Raw genomic sequence first — 18,837 nt, 5'->3', positions numbered from 1 at the left:
AGCTCTCCTATCGGATCGTGCTAGACGGTGGAGGATTCGCGGTCGGGGGTTGGGATGCCCGCGGCCTGCTGGGCTCGCCGGGTCCGTAGCCGCAGCAGCGCCGGGACGCACAGCACGAGCGCCAGGAGGCTGTAGACCGTCACGGTGAACGGGGTGCTGACCAGGGTGGTCAGGTCGCCACCGGCGATGTCCAGCGCCCGGCGCAGTTGCAACTCGGCGAGCGGGCCCAGGATGGCGCCCACGATGAGCGGGGCGATCGGGAAGCCGAAGCGACGCATGAAGTAACCCAGGACACCGACGACCAGCAGCAGGTAGACGTCGAACGACGAGCCGTTGACCGCGTACGCGCCGACCAGGGCGAACAGGCCGATGCCGGCGTACAGGTAGGGCTTGGGGATGTGCAGCATCTTCACCCACAGCCCGACCAGCGGCAGGTTGAGCACGAGCAGGATCGCGTTGCCGATGAACAGGCTGGCGATCAGTCCCCAGACCAACGCCGGCTCGGTGTCCAGGAGTTGCGGGCCGGGCTGGATGCCGTACTGCTGGAAGGCCACCAGGATCACCGCGGCGGTCGCGGAGGTGGGGATGCCCAGGGTGAGCAGCGGGACCAACGCGCCCGCGGCGTTGGCGTTGTTCGCCGCCTCGGGCCCGGCGACGCCCTCGATCGCGCCGTTGCCGAACTCCTCCGGCCGCCTGGACAGCCGACGCTCCAGTGAGTACGACAGGAACGTGGGGACCTCCGAGCCGCCCGCGGGGATGGTGCCGAGCGGGAAGCCGATCGCCGTGCCGCGCAGCCATGGCTTCCATGACCGGCGCCAGTCGTCCCGGGTCATCCAGCGCTGTCCGGCGACCGAGGCGATGCCGAAGGTGCTGGCCTGCTGGTGCGCGGCGACGTAGAGCACCTCACCGATGGCGAACAGCCCGACGATGAGCAGCACGGTGTCGATGCCGTCGAGGAGCCGGACCAGGCCGAAGTCGAGCCGCGCCTGCCCGCTCTGGAAGTCGATGCCGACCAGGCCGATGGCCAGGCCGAGGCCGAGGCTGGCGAAGCCGCGCAGCATCGATCCGCCGAGCAGGGAACCCACGCACATGAAGGCCAGCACCATCAGGGCCAGGTAGTCGGGGGCGCCGAGGCGTACGGCCAGATCGACGATCCTCGGTGCGGCCACGGCCAGCAGGCCGGTGGCGATGGTGCCGGCGAGGAACGAGCCGATCGCGGCGGTGGCCAGGGCGGCAGCGCCCCGGCCGGCCCGGGCCATCTTGTTGCCGTCGATCGCGGTGATGATTGAGCCGGACTCGCCGGGGGTCTTGAGCAGGATGGACGTGGTGGAGCCGCCGTACATCGCGCCGTAGTAGATGCCGGCGAACATGATGAACGCGCCGGCCGGTTCGAGGCCGTAGGTCAGCGGCAGCAGCAGGGCGATGGTGAGTGCCGGCCCGATGCCGGGCAGCACCCCGATCATCGTGCCGACGATCGTGCCGATCAGCGCGTAGCCGAGGTTGGTCAGGGTGAGGGCGACCGCGAAGCCCGCGAGCAGCTCGCTGATTCCGTCCATCAGCCGATCCCTTCCAGTGGGCCCGCAGGCAGGTCGATGCCGAGGCCGTAGGTGAAGCCGAGGTAGACGACCGCCGCCACGGCGAGTGAGATCACCGGGGTACGGACCGGGTGGCGCGCGCCCAGCGCGTACGCGATGCCCCAGAACGCGACGAACGCCGCGACGAGGTAGCCGGCCAGGTCGAGCAGCAGCCCGTGGGCGAGTACCGCGCCGACCACGAGCAGCGCCGGACGGACCTGGGTGCGGGACGGGTCCACGTCACCCTCGCCCTCGTCGGGGGTGCCCCGGTGGCCCCGGAGCACCGCGACGATCAGGGCGGCGGCGACGGCGAGCAGGGCGACCCCGACGATGGCCGGGAAGAACGCCGGGCCGACGCCGGAGGCCGACGTCGAGGCGGGCAGTCCGGCCGCGTCGACCAGCACGGTCACCGCGACTGCCGACAGGAGTCCGCCGAACGCGAGTTCGCCCCACGCGATCCGGCCCCGGGCCGCCCCGGTCGGCGGTACCCCGCCGACCGGGGTCGGACCCTCGACCGGGCCGGCGGTGCCGGGCTGGTCGGTTGGAGAGGTCACTTCACCAGTCCGAGCTCGGTCAGGACGCCCCTAACCCGGGTCTGCTCCTGCCCCAGCCAGGTGCCGAACTCGTCACCGGCCAGGAAGGTGTCCTCCCAGGCCCGCTCCTTCAGCGTGGCCTTCCACGCGTCTGAGGCGTGCATCGCGGTAACCGCGTCCACGTACGCCTTCTTCTGCTCGGCGGTCAGCCCGTTCGGCGCCATGATCGAGCGCCAGTTGTAGAACTCGACCCCCGGGTGACCAACGTCGGCGACGGTCGGCACGCCTGGCATGCTCTCCACCGGCTTCGCGGCGGAGACCACCAGCGCCCGCAGCTTGCCGGCCTTCACCTGCTCCTGGAACTCGCCGGTGCCGGCGACGCCCGCGGCGACCTTGTTGCCCAGCAGCGCGGTGGTGGCCTCGCCACCGCCTGAGAACGGCACATAGTTCACCGTGGCCGGGTCGATTCCGGCCTCCTTTGCCAGCAGGCCGATGAAGATCTGGTCCGCGCTGCCGGCAGAGCCACCGGCGATCGGGACCTTCTTCGGGTCCGCCTTGATCGCGGCGAGCAGGTCGTCGAGCTTCTGGTACGGCGAACTTGCCGGCACCACGATCGTCTCGTACTCGCCGATCAGCCGGGCCACCGGCGTGAGGTCGTCCAGGGTCACGTCCGTGCCGTTGGTGAGGACGCCGCTCATCATGGCCAGCCCGGACATGATGAGCAGGTCCTTCTTGCCCTTCTGCGGCGCCACCTGGGCGAGCGCCACGGTGCCGGAGGCGCCGGGGACGTTGGTCACCTCGACCTGGCGGGCCAGGTCGGCCTTCTGGAGCGAGTCCTGCACCGCCCGGGCGGTCTGGTCCCAGCCGCTGCCCGGCGCGGCCGGGGCGATGATGTTGAGCCGGGCGAGTTGCTTCGCGCCCTGATCGCCGCCGCCCTTGGCGGACCCGCCGCCGCATGCGGAGACGGTCGCGACGAGCGCGGCCAACACGGCCGCGATGGTGCCAGTTCTGGTGATGCGCATGGTGCTTCTCCTTTGGGGGATGAAGGAGTGGCGTGGTTGGTCAGGCGTAGCGAGATTCCAGTTCGCGGTAGCTGGGCAGGCCGATGATGTCGTCACGCTCGGTGAAGGTCGCCATCCGGTCGGCCAGCCGGTCGGTGGAGCCGCTCTCGCGCAACTCCCGGGCGGTGTCCTGCATCGCCCGGATGGCCGCGCGTTGCAGGTCAGACGGCGCGATCATCAGCTTGAAGCCGAGCCGCGCCAGGTCCTGCGCGTTCATCAGGGGGGTCTTCCCGCCGGCGAACATGTTGATCAGCAGGGGTACGGACAGTTCGTCGGCCACCCGCTCGATCTGTGCCACCGAGGTGGGTGCCTCGATGAACAGCATCTCGGCGCCGGCCCCGACGTAGGCGTGCGCGCGGGCGATCGCGGCGTCGAAGCCCTCCGCCGCGATCGCGTCGGTGCGGACGATGAGCAGCGGGCCGTCGTCGCCGCGGGCGTCGGCTGCGGCCCGTACCTTGCCGGTCATCTCGTCGACGGAGATGAGTTGCTTGTCCTCGTAGTGCCCACAGCGTTTCGGGGTGACCTGGTCCTCCAGGTGCAGCGCCGCCACGCCCAGCCGGGCGAATTCCCGTACGGTGCGGCGCACGTTGAGCGCGTTGCCGTACCCGGTGTCGGCGTCCGCGATGACTGGCACGTCGACCGCGTCGACCACCTCGCGCAGCCGGCCCAGCACCTCGGTCATGGTCAGCAGTCCCAGGTCCGGCACGCCGCTGCTCCGGGCCACCGCCCCGCCGCTGACGTACACCGCCTCGAAGCCGGCGAGGGCGGCGATCCGCGCTGACAGCCCGTCGTAGACGCCGGGCGCGACGACGATCCCTGGGCCGGCCAACCGGGCACGCAACTGTTGGGCGGGACTCATGGACAACGACGCTCTCCCTTGCTTGCGGGCCGGACCAGGAACTTCTCCGGCTGAGAACGAGACCGTAACGCCGTGGGTACTTGTATTCAATAGTGCAGCGCGTAGCGAGTCATGGCAGGATGAGACGGTGACTAGAGGGCAGGCCAATCTGCGGCGGCAGTCCGGCGCGCAGGCGGTGTACGAGTTGATGCGCGCCAAGATCATCTCGGGCGAGTTCCGGCCGGGCGCCCGACTCACTGAGCCGGAGCTGGCCAGCACGCTGGGTGTCAGCCGGACGCCGGTACGCGAGGCGCTCCGGCTGCTGATCGCCGAGGGTCTGGTCGACCAGCTGCCCACCGGCGGCTCCCGGGTGACCCCGCTCGACCTGGCCGACATCCGCCGGGTCTACGACATCCGGGCTCGCCTCGAGGGGCTGCTGGCCCGGGACGCCTGCACCCGGATGACCCAGCCGGACCTCGACGCGCTGGCCCGGCTGATCGACCTGATGCACCGGCTACGCGGTGACGAGACCGAGGTGTTGCGCATCGGCCGGGAGTTCCACGCCCGGATCGCCGAGATCGCCGAGAACCGCTGGTGTGACCAGTTGCTGCACCAGATCCGGGGGCACGTCGACCGCTACCGATCGCTGTCCACTCGGGAGCCCGGTCGGCCGGACCTCGCGGTCGCCGAGCACCAGGCCATCTACGAGGCCCTGGCCAGTGGCGATCCCGAACGGGCCGAGCAAGCGATGCGAGTGCACGTCGAGCAGAGCGCCACCTCCGCCGCGCAGGCCGCCGGCGCCGTACCAAGCTAGGCACCGGGAACGAGAAGCGGGGCCGGCCCGATAGGACCGACCCCGCTCCGGGGTGTTCCCCCGTTGAACCCGTCGATCAGCGCTTCTGCTCGACCACCGTCAGGGTGAAGTCGTCGTACGACGCCGCGTGGGTCTTGTCGCCGCCGTAGACCGCGCGCACCTGGTGGGTGCCGGGGTTGGGCAGCATGCGGACGGTGCAGGACGCGGTGCCCTTCTTGACCGGCGCCTCGCAGAGCACGTCCTCACCGATCATGAACTGCACCGGGCCGGTCGCCGTGGTCGGCGTGACGGCCGCGGTCAGCTTCAGGGTCCGGCCCCAGGTGGCCGTCACGTCGTTGGCCCGCACCGAGGTGGGGGTGAGTTCCACGGTCGGGGCCGCGGTGACGGTGACTACCCGGTTGGCGACCGCCTGGTTGCCGTTGGTGTCGGAGACCAGGTAGGACAGCGCGTAGCTGCCCGGGGTGGTGGTGTCGACGGTGCCGATCACCTGGATCCGGTTGGTGACGTCGCCGTCGGTGTTGTCCACCGCGGTGACCCCGGCCAGCGGATCGAAGGCCTGCCCCTGCTTGACCGAGGTCGAGGCCGGGACGGTCAGCACCGGCGCGGTGACGTCGGTGCCGGCGGCGGTGGCGGTGAAGATGCCGCCGAACTGGTCGACCGAGCCGACCTGGGCACCGCTGCCGGTGTGGCTGGTGGTGGTCCAGGCGTAGAGCTCGCCCTGGGTCAGGCCGCTCCACTTGACGGTGGCCGGCCAGCCCGACTTGGCCGTGGCCTGGCCGATGACGGTGTCGGTGGGCGTGACCAGGACGAGGCCGTCGGTGCTGAAGCTGGTCTTCCGCGATGACAGGTCGATCGGCAGCACCATGTTGTCCTCGGCGCCGTTGTAGCGCTTGCGGTCGTCGTACTCGGTGGCGCCGTAGTTGTTGAGCATCGGCGAGTAGGTGTCGATGCTCATCTGGGCCTTGTCGACGTCGATCTGCAGCAGCCGCAGGAAGCTGGCGCCGAACTGCAGCAGGTCGCTCTTCTTGTGGTCGACGGTGCCGTCGCCGTTGAGGTCGAGGTTGCCGTTGGCGTCGACCTTGTCCGGCCACAGTTCGCCCGCGGTCATCTTGTAGAACTGGTAGTCCGCGAGCAGTTCGACCACGTTGTGCTCGACGGTGACGCCGACCCCGGTCTTGAGGTTCGTGCCGACGCCGTGCTCGTGGCCGGCGAGGACCAGGAACACGTTCGGGTTGGCGGCCACGATGCTGGAGAAGGCCCGCGAACCGTCGGTGGAGAAGTTGGCGCCCCGGCCGTCCGGCGCGCCCGACGGGGCGATGTAGGCGTGGGTCAGCAGGATGCCGTTGCGGTCGTGGTAGCGCTGGAAGATCGAGCTGGCCCAGTCGGCCTCGGCCTGGGTGACGCCGTAGGAGAGGCCCACCGCGACGAAGTCCAGACCGCCCGCAGAGAAGAGGACGTAGTTGTTCTGGTTGTCCTTACCGGGGGTGACCACGGCGCCGGAGGCGTCGGTGGTCTCGTCCCAGGCGTGGTATGACGCCTTGTACTCGGCCGGCCACTGCTTGGAACCCTCGTAGTAGCGCTCGGGGCCGTAGTACTTGTTGAACCGTGAGGTCGGGCCGGTCTCGGCACCGCCCTGGTTGTCGTGGTTGCCCGCGACGACCTGGTTGACCAGTCCGGCAGCGTCCAGGGTGCGCTGGGCCTCGGCGGTGAACTGGAACTCCTTGGTCACCTGCTCGTCCAGGCCGGGGCGGAGCAGGTTGCCGTTGGCGTCGGTGGCCAGCGGGTTGGTGTAGTCGTTCTCGATGATGTCACCGGTGTGCGCGGTGTAGGCGATCTTCCGCTTGGCGGCGTTGCCGGCCAGCCACTGGGTGGTGTCCCGGTAGGACTTCTCCCAGAGCGCCTGCTCTTCCATGGTCATCTTGTCGCTGGGCTCGTCGATGCCGTCGAAGTCGTCGTACGTGCCACCGACGGCACCCTCGGCGAGGTACTGGGTGTCGGTGAAGTGGGCCAGCGAGAAGTCGTAGGACGACGGGTCCTCGAAGTGGTCTTTGTTGGCCGGGGTGCCGGCGGTGGCGTCGCGCGCCGCCAGGTCGTCGGCGAACGGGTCCTGGCCGGTGACCAGGACGTGGACCACGCCGTTGTCGACCAGTTCCGGCCGTACGGCGGCCTTCAGCGTGGTCTCACCCTCGGCTTGGCCGCGGGCGGTGGCGAGTTCGGTCCATGCCTGGGTGGTGGCGTTCCACGCGTGCAGGGAGACGGCGCGCGCGGGGTCGACCGTGCCGTTCCACAGGATCTGGCGGCGCTCGGTGGACGCCGGAACCTGGACGTCGTAGCGCTGGAACGGGATGTTGCCGGTGGACGGGCTGTTCGCCATCTTGCCGTCGGGGCGCGGTGCGGTGCCGATCTGGCCGCCGTCGGTGTAGGAGAAGTCCAGCGCGGACGGCATCACCGGGACGACGCCCTGGAAGCCGCCGACCGGCACGCTCGGGGTGGCCTGCTTGAAGGTGGTGGTCACCTCGCCGCCGTCGGGGTTGTTGGCGATCGCCGAGAGCGTCACCCGGCCGCTGCCCTGGCCGACGTCGGTGCCGCCCGTGGTGGGGATGGCGTCGGAGGTGAACGTGACGGTCTTGCTGACGGGCTTGCCGAACACGTCGGTCGCCGAGATAGCCAGGGTGTGGTTGCCGGACTTCATGCCGGCGCCGATCTCCTGGCCGACCTGTACGGGCTCGCCGTCGAGCAGGTAGCGCCAGCCGGTTGCGTTGCCCTGGTTGGCCACGCTCACCTGGAGCTCGGTCGGTCGGCTCAGGTGGTCGCCTTCCCCGGGAAGCGTCGAGGTGATCGCGACACCGGCGTTCCGGACGTCACCGAGGGCGGCGATGTTGAGCGCCTTCACCTCGTCGAGGGTGAGGACGCGGGAGTAGATCCGGGCGTTGCGCACCGTCGCCGGCGCCCAGAACTGGTTGACCGCGTCGGCGCCGACGTAGAAGGAGTTGCGGGCGGCGCCGCCGGGCAGGCCGAGCGGTGCCGGCGCGGCGACGGACGCGGCCAGCTCGCCGTCGACGTACAGGCGGGCGGTGGCGCCGTCCCACGTGCCGAGGGCGTGGTACCAGCGGCCGGAGGAGATCTGGACCTGGGCGTTGCGGTAGGCGCCGCTGGCGTACACGGCGAAGGTCAGCTTGTCGCCGTAGACGACGATCGAGTAGCCGCCGGTCTCCTTCTCGGAGCAGACGGAGTGCTCACCGGAGTTGGGCAGGGTGCCGTTGTCCTTGAAGGTGCACTCGATCGAGACCTGGTTGCGGATCTTCTCCCACTGCGTGTCGCCCATTGCGTAGGCGTAGGCGTCGTTGGCGCCGTCGAAGGTCGCTACCGGCGTCTTCACGGCGGTGTCCTGGGCGATCACCGGCTCGCCGACGGTGGTGACGGCGAGGTTCTGGGCGTCGTCCTTCGGCGTGCCGTCGTCGAAGTCCACGTCGAGGACGTCGGCGGTCGGGACGGGTGCCTTGAGGTCGAAGGCCGACGCCAGCTCGGCGGCCTGGGCGGCGGTCAGCCCCCGGCTCCAGACCTTGCTGGCTGCGAAGGAGGCCGGCGGGGCGACCTGCCCGATGCCGGACGGGGCGGCGTCGGCGCCGATCACGAAGCGGCGCGAGGTGGACGCCGGCGGGGTGAGCGCGCCGGTGGCCGCGGCGGAGCCGGCCAGCTGGCCGTTGAGGTAGAGGCTCAGGGTCTGGCCGTCCCAGACCGAGAGGGCGTGGTACCAGCGGTTGCCGCTGATCGGGGTCAGCACCGACTTGTAGCCGCCGCCGATGTGGGCCATCGTGCCGAGGTTGCCGGCGTTGACGTAGATCGAGAAGCCGCCGGCTTCCTTGTCGGAGCAGAGGTCCTTCTCGCCGCTCACCGGCATGGTGACGTCGACTCGGAAGACGCACTCGATGGCGAAGCCGCTGGAGAACTTGCTCCACTGGTCGGTGAAGTCGAAGGAGACCGCGTCGTCGACCCCGTCCACCTTGAGCAGGTCGTGGCCGAACGCCGCGTCGGTGGTGTAGCTGGGGGCGCCCCAGGTGGTGGGGGTGAGGCCCTGGGTCCGGTCGGTGGTGGCGCCGCCGGTGAAGGCGACGTCGAGCACGTCGGCGGCCGGGACCGTGGCGGCCGAGGTCGGCGCGGCCTGGGCGGGCATCATCAGCGCGCCGCCGGCCATCGCGAGCCCGAGGGCGGCCGCGCTCAGGCGGCGCCACCTCCGGGCGAGCGGATGGAGTCGTGTTGTCACGACATCTCCTTTTTCTGGGGGGTTTCTCTTGGTGTTTGGTGGTGGGTGGTCGGAAATCCGGAAGGAAGGTCAGGTGCCGGGTAGGCCGGCGACGGCGGAGGCGGAGATGCCGACGCCGATGAGGGTGATCCCGCAGGCGGCCAGCACCGGGGCCACCCGCGTGGCCAGCTGCAGGAGGGTGTGGGACCCGGCGGCGCGCGTTACGAGGGAGCGGCCGGTGAGAGCCATGAGGCCGACGGTGAAGAGCACCGCGGCGAGCCCGAGGCCGAAACAGACCACGAGGACGAGAGCGAATCCGGCCCGGCCGGCGAAGATGCCGGTCACGAGCACGAGGAAGGCCGCCGGCGACGGCGTCAGGCCGCCGGACATGCCGAGGAGGAGGAGACCCGGGCGGGACGGGCTAGGGTGGCCATGCCCGTGGTCGTGGCTGTGGTCGTGGTCGTGGCTGTGGCTGTGGCTGTGGCTGTGGCTGTGGCTGTGAGCATGACCGCGCCGACGCAGGTGGCGGCGCAGCAGCCAGAGCCCGACGGCGACGACGGTCAGGCCAGCCGCCAGCTGCAGTCCGGTGGTCAGGCGCTCGAGGCTGACCAGGTCGGAGAGGGAGAAGAAGGTCCAGGCGACCGCGATGGCCAGCACCGAGACGGTGTGCATCGCGGCCACCGAGAAGCCCAGCCAGGCGGCGTCGCGGACCCGGCCGCGGGAGCCGATCAGGTACGCCGCCGCGAGACTCTTGCCGTGGCCGGGTGCGAGTCCGTGCGCCGCCCCCGCCGCGAAGGCGATCACCAGCGCCACCGGCGCGAAACCCGGCGACTGCACCGTCTCGATGAGCCGATCGCCGAACCCGGCGGCGCCGAAGAGATCGACGGCGAGGATGGCCGTGGGGCCGGAGCCGAGGGGTGCGGCCGCACTGCCGAGGCTGGTGATCGCGTGCATGGTTCAGGCCTTTCGTCCGCGCCGGCGGTACCAGAACGCTCCGGCTGCGACGACGGCCAGCAGGACGCCCCCGACGACCGAAAGTTGCACGGCGCTGCTGCTTGCGGGTGTCGCGGCGACGGACCGGGTTGACGCGGGGTGGGAGTCCGTGCCGTTGTCGTCGCTGATGGTCCAGTCCGCCGACTCGTGTGTGGCGTCGTACACCGCCTTCTGCCCGCGGGGGCCTCTGGCGAGGGTCCGGTAGGCCTCGTGCAGGTCGGTGAGCATCCGGGACGTGACGGTCACTGTGTTCACCGGTTCGGGGCAGGTGAACAGCACCTCGGCGCCGTCGGCCGCCAGGTCGTCGGCCACGCTGGCCTCGCCCTGGCAGGCGCGCCCGTCCTGGTTCACGGTGATCCGCTCGGTCAGGTAGTTGGCGAACGCGGGAGCCTCAGCCAGCGCCACGGCGTCGGCGGGCTCGTAGATCACCGCGCCGTCCAGCAGCACCCGGTCCTGTGGAAGGACGCCGAGGGCGATGCCGAGCTGGGTCAGGTCGTCGGTTCCGCCGACCAGCCAGCGGACCCGCACGTGATCGCCCTCGCCCGCGACGTTGAGCTGCTGTGGGGCGCCGAAGGGATGCGCCGAGGCCGGGGCCGGAGCCAGCGCCCCGGTCAGCACCAGGGCGAGTACGGCCCAGGAGCAACGCCAGGCGTGGCGTAGGGCACGGCGCAGGGCAGGCACAGCAGGCTCTCATCCGCTCGGTGGGCGCAAACGCGATGACTGTTCCGGCCGCAGGTGACGAGCAAGATCACGGAAACCGAGCGAACTATTACGGGGAGGTTGCCGGACCAGGAAATGAGCCTGGTCATCGCGGGTGCCGGGCGGCTTTGTCCATTCCCGACCGGCGCTGGTGACGCCGGAAGCGGGCACGCAGCCGGCTCGCCGGCGCCGTACCAACTGATCTGCGGAAGCGGCTGGACCGCGCGATAATACTGAGTATTATACCCAGTATATCGACGGCTGGGTGGTGGACCATGAGCATTCGACATGCACTGCTGGCGTTGCTGGCGGAAGGATCCAAGTACGGCCTGCAACTGCGGCAGGAGTTCGAGGCACGCACCGGTGAGGTCTGGCCGCTCAACGTCGGGCAGGTCTACACCACGCTGCAACGCCTCGAGCGTGAAGGGCACGTGGAATCGGACGAGACCGAGCGTGACGGGGCGCAGCGACGGTACCGGATCACCGTCGGCGGCGAGCGCGAACTGGACCGGTGGTTGCGGACCCCGCCCGGCGCCACGCCTCCCCCGCGCGACGAACTCGTCATCAAGGTGCAGGTGGCGGTGCGCCTGCCCGGCGTCGACGTACGGGAGATCCTGCAGGTCCACCGCCGGCGCCTCGTCGAGGAAATGCAGCGGTACACCCACCTCAAGGCCGAGGCGGACCCCGACGACATCGCGCTCGGCCTCGTCGTCGACGCGGAGCTGTTCCGGCTCGAGGCGGTGGTCCGCTGGCTCGACGCGGCCGACGCCCGGCTGCGCCGCCTACCCGCCACGCCCCCCGTGGCCGTCGAGGCGGCGCCGAGCGACCCGGCCCGACCGTCCGGCCCCGCCGACCGGGAACCGACCGAATCCACCCCGGCACGCGAGGGGGCCCGTCGATGAGTGCAGTGCTGAGCCTGCGTCAGGTGTCCAAGGTGTACGGCGCGGGCAACGCCGCCGTACACGCGCTGCGGCAGGTGGACCTCACCGTGGACGGCGGCGAGCTGGTGGCCGTCATGGGTCCGAGCGGCTCCGGCAAGAGCACCCTGCTGACGATCGCCGGAAGCCTTGAGGAGCCGACCGACGGTGAGGTGCTGGTCTGCGGTGACGACGTGTCGACCATGTCCACCGACGCGCAGGCCAGGATGCGTCGCCGGGCCATCGGCTTCGTCTTCCAGGACCTGAATCTGCTCGCCGGGCTGTCCGCCGTCGAGAACGTGGCACTGCCGCTCGAACTCGACGGCGTGGGCGCTCGTGCCGCACGGGCCGCCGGTATGCGCGTACTGGAGGAGTTGGGGCTGGCCGAACGCGCCGCCGCGTTCCCCGACGACCTGTCCGGCGGCGAACGCCAGCGGGTCGCGATCGCCCGCGCCGTGGTCGGCGACCGGCGGCTGCTGCTCGCCGACGAGCCCACCGGTGCGCTGGACTCGGCCAACGGCGAAGCGGTCATGCGGATGCTGCGCGCGGCCTGCAAGCGCGGGATCGCCGGGGTCATGGTGACCCACGACGCGCAGCTCGCCTCCTGGGCCGACCGGGTGGTGTTCCTCCGCGACGGCCGGATCGTCGACCAGACTGCGTCGACCGGTCCGGACGCCATGCTCGCCGGGGACGTGGCCCCGTGACGGCGACCACCGCCACCCCGCCGAGCACCGACCGGCCGGCGCCCCGCCGCGCCCCGGGCGGCGGCCTGCCGGCCCGCAGGGCCGTGATCCGGTGGGCGGTACGGCTGTTCCGCCGCGAGTGGCGCCAGCAGGTGCTCACCCTCACGCTGCTCACCATCGCCGTCATCGGGGCCACCTTCGCCGTCTCGGCGACCTACAACATGGCCTCGTCGAGCGACGCGACGTTCGGGCGCGCCGACCACCTCCTGCGCCTCGACGGCGGCGACCCGGCCGTCCTCGACTCCCGGCTCGCCGCCGCACGGGCGTGGTTCGGCACGATCGACGCGATCGGCCACCACTACGTGGCGGTGCCGGGTCTGTTCGACCCGGTCGACGTCCGCGCGCAGAACCCTGACGGCGCGTACGGCGCACCGATGCTGGCGCTGCGGCAGGGGCGGTACCCGGCCGGCGCGGGCGAGATCGCGATCACCGACGGGGTAGCGCGTACCCTGCGGACCGGGCTCGGCCGGCGGGTCAGCCTCGACGGCCACGACCGGCTGGTCGTCGGGGTGGTGGAGAACCCCAAGGACCTGGCCGACGAGTTCGCTCTCGTCGACGTGGCGCACGCCGACCCGCCGCAGACCGTCACCGTCCTCGTCGCCGGAGACCAGGCCTCCCTGGAGGCGTTCCGCAACACCATCGACGGTCCGCTGGTACGCGAGTCGCGGCCCGCCATGACCCGCACGGTGATCGCCGCCGTCACGCTGGCGCTGGCCACCGTCGGCCTGCTGCTGGTGTCGCTGGTCGCCGCGGCCGGGTTCATCGTGGTGGCGCAGCGCCGGCTGCGCCAGCTCGGCATGCTCGCCGCGATGGGCGCCACCCGGCGACACCTGCGGCTGGTGATGCTGGCCAACGGCACCGTCGTCGGAGCGGTCGCCGCGGTGCTCGGCACCACCATCGGCGTCGCCGCCTGGCTGCTCGTCGCCGAGCGGGTGGAGACGGCCGCCGGGCACCGCATCGACCGGTTCGACCTGCCCTGGGCGACACTCGGCGCGGAGATGGTGCTGGCCGTGGCGACCGCCACCGCCGCCGCGTGGTGGCCGGCGCGCGCCATCGCCCGTACCCCGATCATGCGCGCGCTGTCGGCCCGGCCGCCGCGGCCCCGACCGGCCCGGCGCACCGCGCTGGCCGGCGCGGGCCTACTCGCCGCCGGCGTCACCTGCCTCGTGCTGTCCGGCGGAACCAGGCCGCTGCTGATCAGCGCGGGCACTCTCAGCACGGCCGTCGGTGTGCTCTGCATCGGCCCGGCGGCGATCCGGCTGCTGGCCGCGGCCCGCGGCCGGATGCCGGTGGCCGTACGCCTGGCGCTGACCGACCTGGTCCGCTACCAGGCCCGGGCCGGCGCGGCACTCGCCGCGATCAGTCTCGCCGTGGGCATCTCGGTGGCAATCGTCGCCGGATCCGCCGCAGCCGAGGCACACACCAGGCGCACGGCCGGCCTGGGCAATCTGGCAGACAGCACACTCCTGGTCCGCATCGGTCGACCCAACAACCCGGTGATCCCGGAACACACCCCGGCGCAACTCGCCAGCCTGCAGGCCCAGATCGATCAGATCGCGCACAACCTCGGCACACCAGCCGTGACTCCGCTCGACATGGCGGTGGTCGCCTCGTACACCGACCCGGGCCAGAACGGCAGCAGCCAACCCGGTCATCCAGCCGTCGAAATCGGCACCCCGCTCGCCGACGGCCAGACGATGACGTCGTACCCCCTCTACGCGGCCACCCCGGAACTGCTTCACCGCTACGGCCTCGACGGAGCGGCCGTCGCGCCCGACACCGACGTACTCACCATCCACACCGGCCCACTCGAACTGGGAAACATCCCCGAACGCAACGTCCACCCGAAAACCCAGGCCCTCCCGGACACCGGTTACTCCTCGATGCCGAACTCGCTGGTCACCGCGAACATGATGGCCCGCCACGGCTGGCAGCCCGCCCGGGTCGCCTGGCTGATCGAGGCGGACCACCCGCTCACCGGGCAGGAGCTGGCCACCGCGCGGGACCTCGCCGCGAGCGCCGGCCTCACCGTCGAGTCCCACCGAGAGCAGGCCTCCCTCACGACGCTGCGGACCGGTGCCGTCGCCGCCGGCGCGCTGCTCGCCCTCGGCATCCTCGCCATGACTGTCGGCCTCATCCGCGGCGAAGCGGCCGGCGACCTCCGCACCCTGACCGCGACCGGCGCCCCGCGACGCGTACGGCGCACCCTGACCGCCACGACCTCCGGTGCGCTCGCCCTGCTCGGCGCCGTCCTCGGCCTGGCCGGCGCGTACCTCGCGCTGGTCAGCGTCCTGCACCGCGACCTCGACGCGCTCACCGACGTACCCGTCGCCCACCTAGCCGCGACAACCGTCGGTCTGCCGATGCTCGCCGCGATCGCCGGATGGCTACTCGCCGGCCGCGAACCATCCTCGTTGAGCCGCCGCAGGCTCGACTGACAGCAGGGCTCGCGCGAGCTCGTCGTACGGCCGAACTGCTCAGGCGTGCAGATGGCGTTGCCCGAGCGGCCAATGGGAGCGGACTGTAAATCCGTCGCGAAAGCTACAGAGGTTCGAATCCTCTACCCGCCACCAGGTGCGAGGACGGCCCCTGACCAGCAGGAATGCGGTCGGGGGCCGATCTTGTCTGGTCCCACCTAGTCCAGCCACCACCCGTCGTCGCTCAGAGTCTGGGGGGCGCATCGGGGGGACGATCGAGACTGGCTGCAATCCCTCGAAGCCGTCCGGACTCCCTCGCATCATCCGTGCCGCTGGAATGGGTTTTCGCGCACCACCACCTATTCCGGTGCACTGGCCGCTTCTCAGGGCAAACCTAACGTTTCTTCGCATAGCCTCCGGATCGGAGGATTTCTCGCTTAGCCGCCATAGGCTGTGGAAGGAGTATCATGCGAAGGAAACGGATTGTCGGGCTGGCCGTGTTAGCGGCTGCTGCCGTGCTGGCCGCCGCTGGACCACCCATCCTTGAGCCTGTCTTCGCCGATGACGGGCCCCGGCATGACGGGGACCACGGCCCGCCGCCCACCCATGGCCGGGCAGGTGCAGCGGAGGGCCTGGGGCAGCTGAGCGGGCTGCTGCCCCGGGACAAGCTGACCTTGGGGAGCGCGATCCAGGTCGATCTGAGCAAGGAGTCGGTGCGGCTACCGCTGTACCCGGGCAGAGGCCCCGACGGCGAAACGGTGTGGTTCATTTTGATGGACGCCTCCGATGAGGGGTTGGCTAATGACCTGGGCGTGAACTTCGCGCCCAAGCTGGCCAACCTCGCCATTGGCTGCAGGGAGTGCGTGCAGACGGTGACCCTCGACGCGCCCACACCGCAGGAGAATCGGTTCGGACCCGCGGTGGTCAACTTCCAGGGTGTGCCGGACTTCAGCCCGACCCGCGTCGCGGAGCCGGGGCCCAACGGCTTCCCGCTCGCCGAGTTCCAGCCCGGGGCGGTGGCCAACGAAGGGTACAGCCCGTTCATCCGGATCAAGGGATCCAACGTCGTCTACAACGCCCCGATCGTGGCCACCGGCGACGGCCCCGACTTCGACGTCAAGCACCACACCGACACGGGCGACCGGGTCCTGGGCGTGCACATCGCGCCCCCCTCGCCGCCCGGCCAGTTCAACGAGTCGTGGGTCGACATGCTGTTCGTCAAGGGCTTCGACGCCGGCCAGCCGATCCTCTACCTCAGCACCGACGCCGGTCAGCCGCTGACCGCGGTGCTGGAGCGCTCGACCTTCGTACCTGCGCTGGACAGGGCGTCCTTCAACGGGGGTGACGATTTCCTCGGCTCCGCCCGCGAGCGGCTGTTCGGCTTTATCAACGGCCAGACCGGCGCCGACAACCCCGAGGCGCAAGGCTTCGTCCACCTGGCCGAAGACGGGCACATCTCCCAGGACGCCCGCGCCGACAACGAGCGCCTGATCAACGCGCTACGCAACGGCGGTGACCTGCTCAACGTGTTCGGCGACTTCCCGACCCTGGCCGACCCGCGTCATTCCCACGCCTACAGCCCGCTATGGGACGCGCAGCTCGGGCTGTGGACCGAGAAGGCCGTCGAGCAGGGGCTCAACACCCGCCAAACCGATGAGGTCGAGGTCTTCAACCTGGCAGCCGCCCGACCCGACCTGCTGACCGGCGTCGACCCGGCCACCGGCGAGCCCGCACCCTACGGCTCGGTCGGCGTCGACATCAACTGCGCTGTCATCGGCTTCACCGCCGAGGCACCCACCGCCAACCTCGCAGAACCGGCCCGCAAATCGCAGTTCCCACCCAGATAACCGGCACACCACCAGCCGCCACGGCGGGCCCCCTCCGGGGCCCGCCGTGCACTTCGCCACGTGTACGGCGCTGCGGTGACCGGACTCGCAAACCGACGACTTCTCGCTTACAAGAGGAACATGCCGCTGGCGCGCCACCCCGGCTGCCTGGAAGTGGCCGATACACGTCCATTTCGGCGCGTGCCTGCGCTACTTCCGTCTGATCTCAGTGCAGGTCGTCCGGGGGCGTCTGTCCGCGTTCCCGACCTCGGGCGATCGTCCGCACGCCTCCGCCAGCGGGCGTCGTCGTCTCGGCCGGTTGCTGTCAGCGCTGCTGTCGATCGGCGAGAGGCTGAGCAGGTGCGACCCCCGTCGGGGGGAGCCTGGTCGGCGCTGCCGGCCAGCGTCAGCGGGTGTCGTCCCCTATGGTCCTACCTTCCGTGTCATGCCGGCTGTGACCATTGGAGTCGGTCGCGCAGCACTGCGTTCGCTGACTTTCTGCTGACGCGGCACCTGTGGTCCGTAGCTCATGGCAAAGCGGCTGCTCGGGGGTTGCGTGGGACGTCAACTGGCACAGTTCGGGCTCGCATCGCCTGCTGCGGCCCTGTTTCCGCGCACTCCATTGCTCTTGCCACCCTGTCCCAACTGTGGAAGCCCGCCTGAATGCATCCGATTTGTCGGTAAGGTTCCAGAGGTGGAGAGCGACGCGAGCACGCGGCTTGAGCGGATCCTCGGTGTACCGCTCGCCGAGGATGTGGTACGCCAGTGGCCGCAGTCCGGTGAGCTGATCCGCGGCCGAGCACGGATAGCGGAGGTGGAGTCGCACTTCGTCGGCCTGCGGCTCGCCGTCGGGCGGCGACACGCCTGCCGAAACATGCTGGTCGTCGAGTGGAGCAACGACTACGGCGACGGCCGGGTCTACCGCAACGTCTCGATCGCTGAGCTGCGCGACGGCGAGGCGGTCCGGGTTACCGACTACTGGGGCGAGCCGTTCACCCCGCCCGAGTGGCGGCAAGCGCTCGGGGAACAGCTGGAAATGCCAGCCGGCGGCGTGTGGCCAACATCCGACGCTCTCACCGTCTACTGACCCCGACATCCCTCTGTGGAACCTCGATCACCTCAGATCGGACGGATTAACCCGGTGAACTGGACGGCGTCTGTCGTTTCCTTCTCGGGCACTCGTGACGTCTCGTTTACAAGCTCTGTGCGTCGCGTCCGCACCCGTCCGGCAACGGCTGCACGCTCGGAGTTCCGTCCGTGCTGGCGCTTGTCAGCGTGCCGCCGTCCGGCGGCGTTGCTGTCAGCGTTGCTGTCAGCGTTGCTGTCGCCAGCCGCGCCGCCGGCGACCCAGGCCGACCCCCGCTGTGGGAGTCGTCGTGGTCCGGTCCCCACGCACGTAAGTCGTCGCGCAGGTGAGCCGAACATGGGTGTGCAACGATGATCGGCATGTCGACTCCACGAAAGGGCAATGCCGCGTAGGCGCCCCGCACAACTGCGTGCCGACTCCATCTACCGGCGACCGCTTGACGGGTCAACCTCCGTCATCCCCGGGCTTTCGGCCCGCGGCTTGAGAGCCATCGCCTACCTCGAACGCACCCGCCTCTGGAACCAGGCCGTGTCTGATGCACTGCGGACCTGGTCATGGTGTCGGTCAGGGCTGCGTCCTCGCGAGTCCAGCCTTCGAGCGGATCGCGCACCCCACCGTTGATCCGGCGGGTGGCAGGACCCCAGCCCTGCGGTTCGGCGATCCTCGGGTCATGGCCCTGACCGGCGCCCTCTGCCACACGCTGCTCGCCGCAACCGGCTTCACCAACAAGAACCTTCGTGTCTTGATCGCCGGGCTGCTCGGCAGCGACTACCGCCCCAACCAGATGACCTACGACCTACGCCGGCTCCGACTCAACGGCCTCATCCGCCGGCTGCCCCGCTCCAACCGCTACATGCTCACCGACGACGGCATCCGCATCGCCATCTTCTACACCAAGATCTACAACCGTCTCCTGGTCCCGCTCACCGCCGCCGACCAGCCCCAAGCCCCACCAGACCTACGAACCGCGCTGACCACCATCACCCGCCACGTCGACGACTACGCAACCCGCGCCCGACTTCCCCACGCCGCGTGAAAACTTGACACAAGTGTGAAGAACCTAGCCTCCGTCTTTCGCTAAGCCCGTCAGTC

14 protein-coding genes and 1 tRNA gene are annotated in these 18,837 nt (G+C 70.5%); 8 read left to right on the top strand and 7 right to left on the bottom strand.

Annotated elements, in window-relative coordinates; genetic code table 11:
* Positions 1–20: 20 nt before the first annotated feature.
* The 4 genes from A6A27_RS00075 to A6A27_RS00060 are packed head-to-tail and all read right to left on the bottom strand — an operon-like array spanning position 21 to position 4,027.
* Entirely contained in the window at positions 21–1,556 is a 1,536-nt protein-coding gene (locus A6A27_RS00075; RefSeq protein ID WP_073832266.1) for a tripartite tricarboxylate transporter permease, read from the bottom strand.
* Positions 1,556–2,128 carry a tripartite tricarboxylate transporter TctB family protein gene (locus A6A27_RS00070; protein WP_198940134.1) on the bottom strand — a complete coding sequence of 191 codons (573 nt, stop codon included), beginning with the start codon at positions 2,126–2,128 and terminating at the stop codon, positions 1,556–1,558. Before A6A27_RS00070 ends, A6A27_RS00075 begins: the two co-directional genes overlap by 1 nt.
* Positions 2,125–3,129 (bottom strand): Bug family tripartite tricarboxylate transporter substrate binding protein, encoded by a 1,005-nt coding sequence (locus A6A27_RS00065; RefSeq protein WP_073832265.1) that lies wholly within the window; start codon positions 3,127–3,129, stop codon positions 2,125–2,127. The genes A6A27_RS00070 and A6A27_RS00065 overlap by 4 nt, the downstream gene beginning before the upstream one ends.
* A 40-nt stretch (positions 3,130–3,169) precedes the next feature.
* Positions 3,170–4,027: an isocitrate lyase/PEP mutase family protein gene (locus A6A27_RS00060; RefSeq protein ID WP_073832264.1), complete on the bottom strand. Its 858-nt coding sequence runs from the start codon at positions 4,025–4,027 to the stop codon at positions 3,170–3,172.
* A 127-nt stretch (positions 4,028–4,154) separates the two neighbouring features.
* Between A6A27_RS00060 and A6A27_RS00055 the strand changes: the two genes are divergently transcribed.
* Positions 4,155–4,820: a GntR family transcriptional regulator gene (locus tag A6A27_RS00055; RefSeq protein WP_158073921.1), complete on the top strand. Its 666-nt coding sequence runs from the start codon at positions 4,155–4,157 to the stop codon at positions 4,818–4,820.
* A 76-nt stretch (positions 4,821–4,896) separates the two neighbouring features.
* Here A6A27_RS00055 and A6A27_RS00050 read toward each other — a convergent pair whose 3' ends face one another.
* The 3 genes from A6A27_RS00050 to A6A27_RS00040 form a co-directional block, all read right to left on the bottom strand.
* Positions 4,897–9,084: a LamG-like jellyroll fold domain-containing protein gene (locus tag A6A27_RS00050; protein WP_143193802.1), complete on the bottom strand. Its 4,188-nt coding sequence runs from the start codon at positions 9,082–9,084 to the stop codon at positions 4,897–4,899.
* A 69-nt stretch (positions 9,085–9,153) separates the two neighbouring features.
* A complete protein-coding gene (locus A6A27_RS00045; RefSeq protein ID WP_083672345.1) occupies positions 9,154–10,017 on the bottom strand; it encodes a HoxN/HupN/NixA family nickel/cobalt transporter in 864 nt (287 codons plus the stop codon).
* Between the two features lie 3 nt (positions 10,018–10,020).
* Positions 10,021–10,737 carry a hypothetical protein gene (locus A6A27_RS00040; RefSeq protein WP_073832262.1) on the bottom strand — a complete coding sequence of 239 codons (717 nt, stop codon included), beginning with the start codon at positions 10,735–10,737 and terminating at the stop codon, positions 10,021–10,023.
* Between the two features lie 293 nt (positions 10,738–11,030).
* Between A6A27_RS00040 and A6A27_RS00035 the strand changes: the two genes are divergently transcribed.
* The 7 genes from A6A27_RS00035 to A6A27_RS00005 all read left to right on the top strand — a co-directional run bounded on the left by A6A27_RS00035 (position 11,031) and on the right by A6A27_RS00005 (position 18,781).
* A complete protein-coding gene (locus tag A6A27_RS00035; protein ID WP_073832261.1) occupies positions 11,031–11,657 on the top strand; it encodes a PadR family transcriptional regulator in 627 nt (208 codons plus the stop codon).
* Complete coding sequence (locus A6A27_RS00030; RefSeq protein WP_073832260.1) at positions 11,654–12,376, top strand: ABC transporter ATP-binding protein; 723 nt, start codon at positions 11,654–11,656, stop codon at positions 12,374–12,376. The genes A6A27_RS00035 and A6A27_RS00030 overlap by 4 nt, the downstream gene beginning before the upstream one ends.
* A complete protein-coding gene (locus A6A27_RS00025) occupies positions 12,373–14,853 on the top strand; it encodes an ABC transporter permease (protein ID WP_073832259.1) in 2,481 nt (826 codons plus the stop codon). Before A6A27_RS00030 ends, A6A27_RS00025 begins: the two co-directional genes overlap by 4 nt.
* A 53-nt stretch (positions 14,854–14,906) precedes the next feature.
* A tRNA-Tyr gene (locus tag A6A27_RS00020) sits at positions 14,907–14,988 on the top strand.
* A gap of 311 nt (positions 14,989–15,299) precedes the next feature.
* Positions 15,300–16,679 (top strand): DUF7482 domain-containing protein, encoded by a 1,380-nt coding sequence (locus tag A6A27_RS00015; protein ID WP_143193801.1) that lies wholly within the window; start codon positions 15,300–15,302, stop codon positions 16,677–16,679.
* 673 nt (positions 16,680–17,352) lie between these two features.
* Positions 17,353–17,745 carry a hypothetical protein gene (locus tag A6A27_RS00010; RefSeq protein ID WP_073832257.1) on the top strand — a complete coding sequence of 131 codons (393 nt, stop codon included), beginning with the start codon at positions 17,353–17,355 and terminating at the stop codon, positions 17,743–17,745.
* A 670-nt stretch (positions 17,746–18,415) separates the two neighbouring features.
* Positions 18,416–18,781, top strand: coding sequence for a hypothetical protein (locus A6A27_RS00005; RefSeq protein ID WP_198940133.1), 366 nt, complete (start codon positions 18,416–18,418; stop codon positions 18,779–18,781).
* Positions 18,782–18,837 lie beyond the last annotated feature (56 nt).

Origin of the sequence: Micromonospora sp. CB01531 (genome assembly GCF_001905095.1) — a bacterium.
GTDB lineage: Bacteria > Actinomycetota > Actinomycetes > Mycobacteriales > Micromonosporaceae > Micromonospora.
The sequence above is the reverse complement of the archived record's forward strand: the minus strand, read 5'-3'. Positions and strand labels throughout refer to the sequence as shown.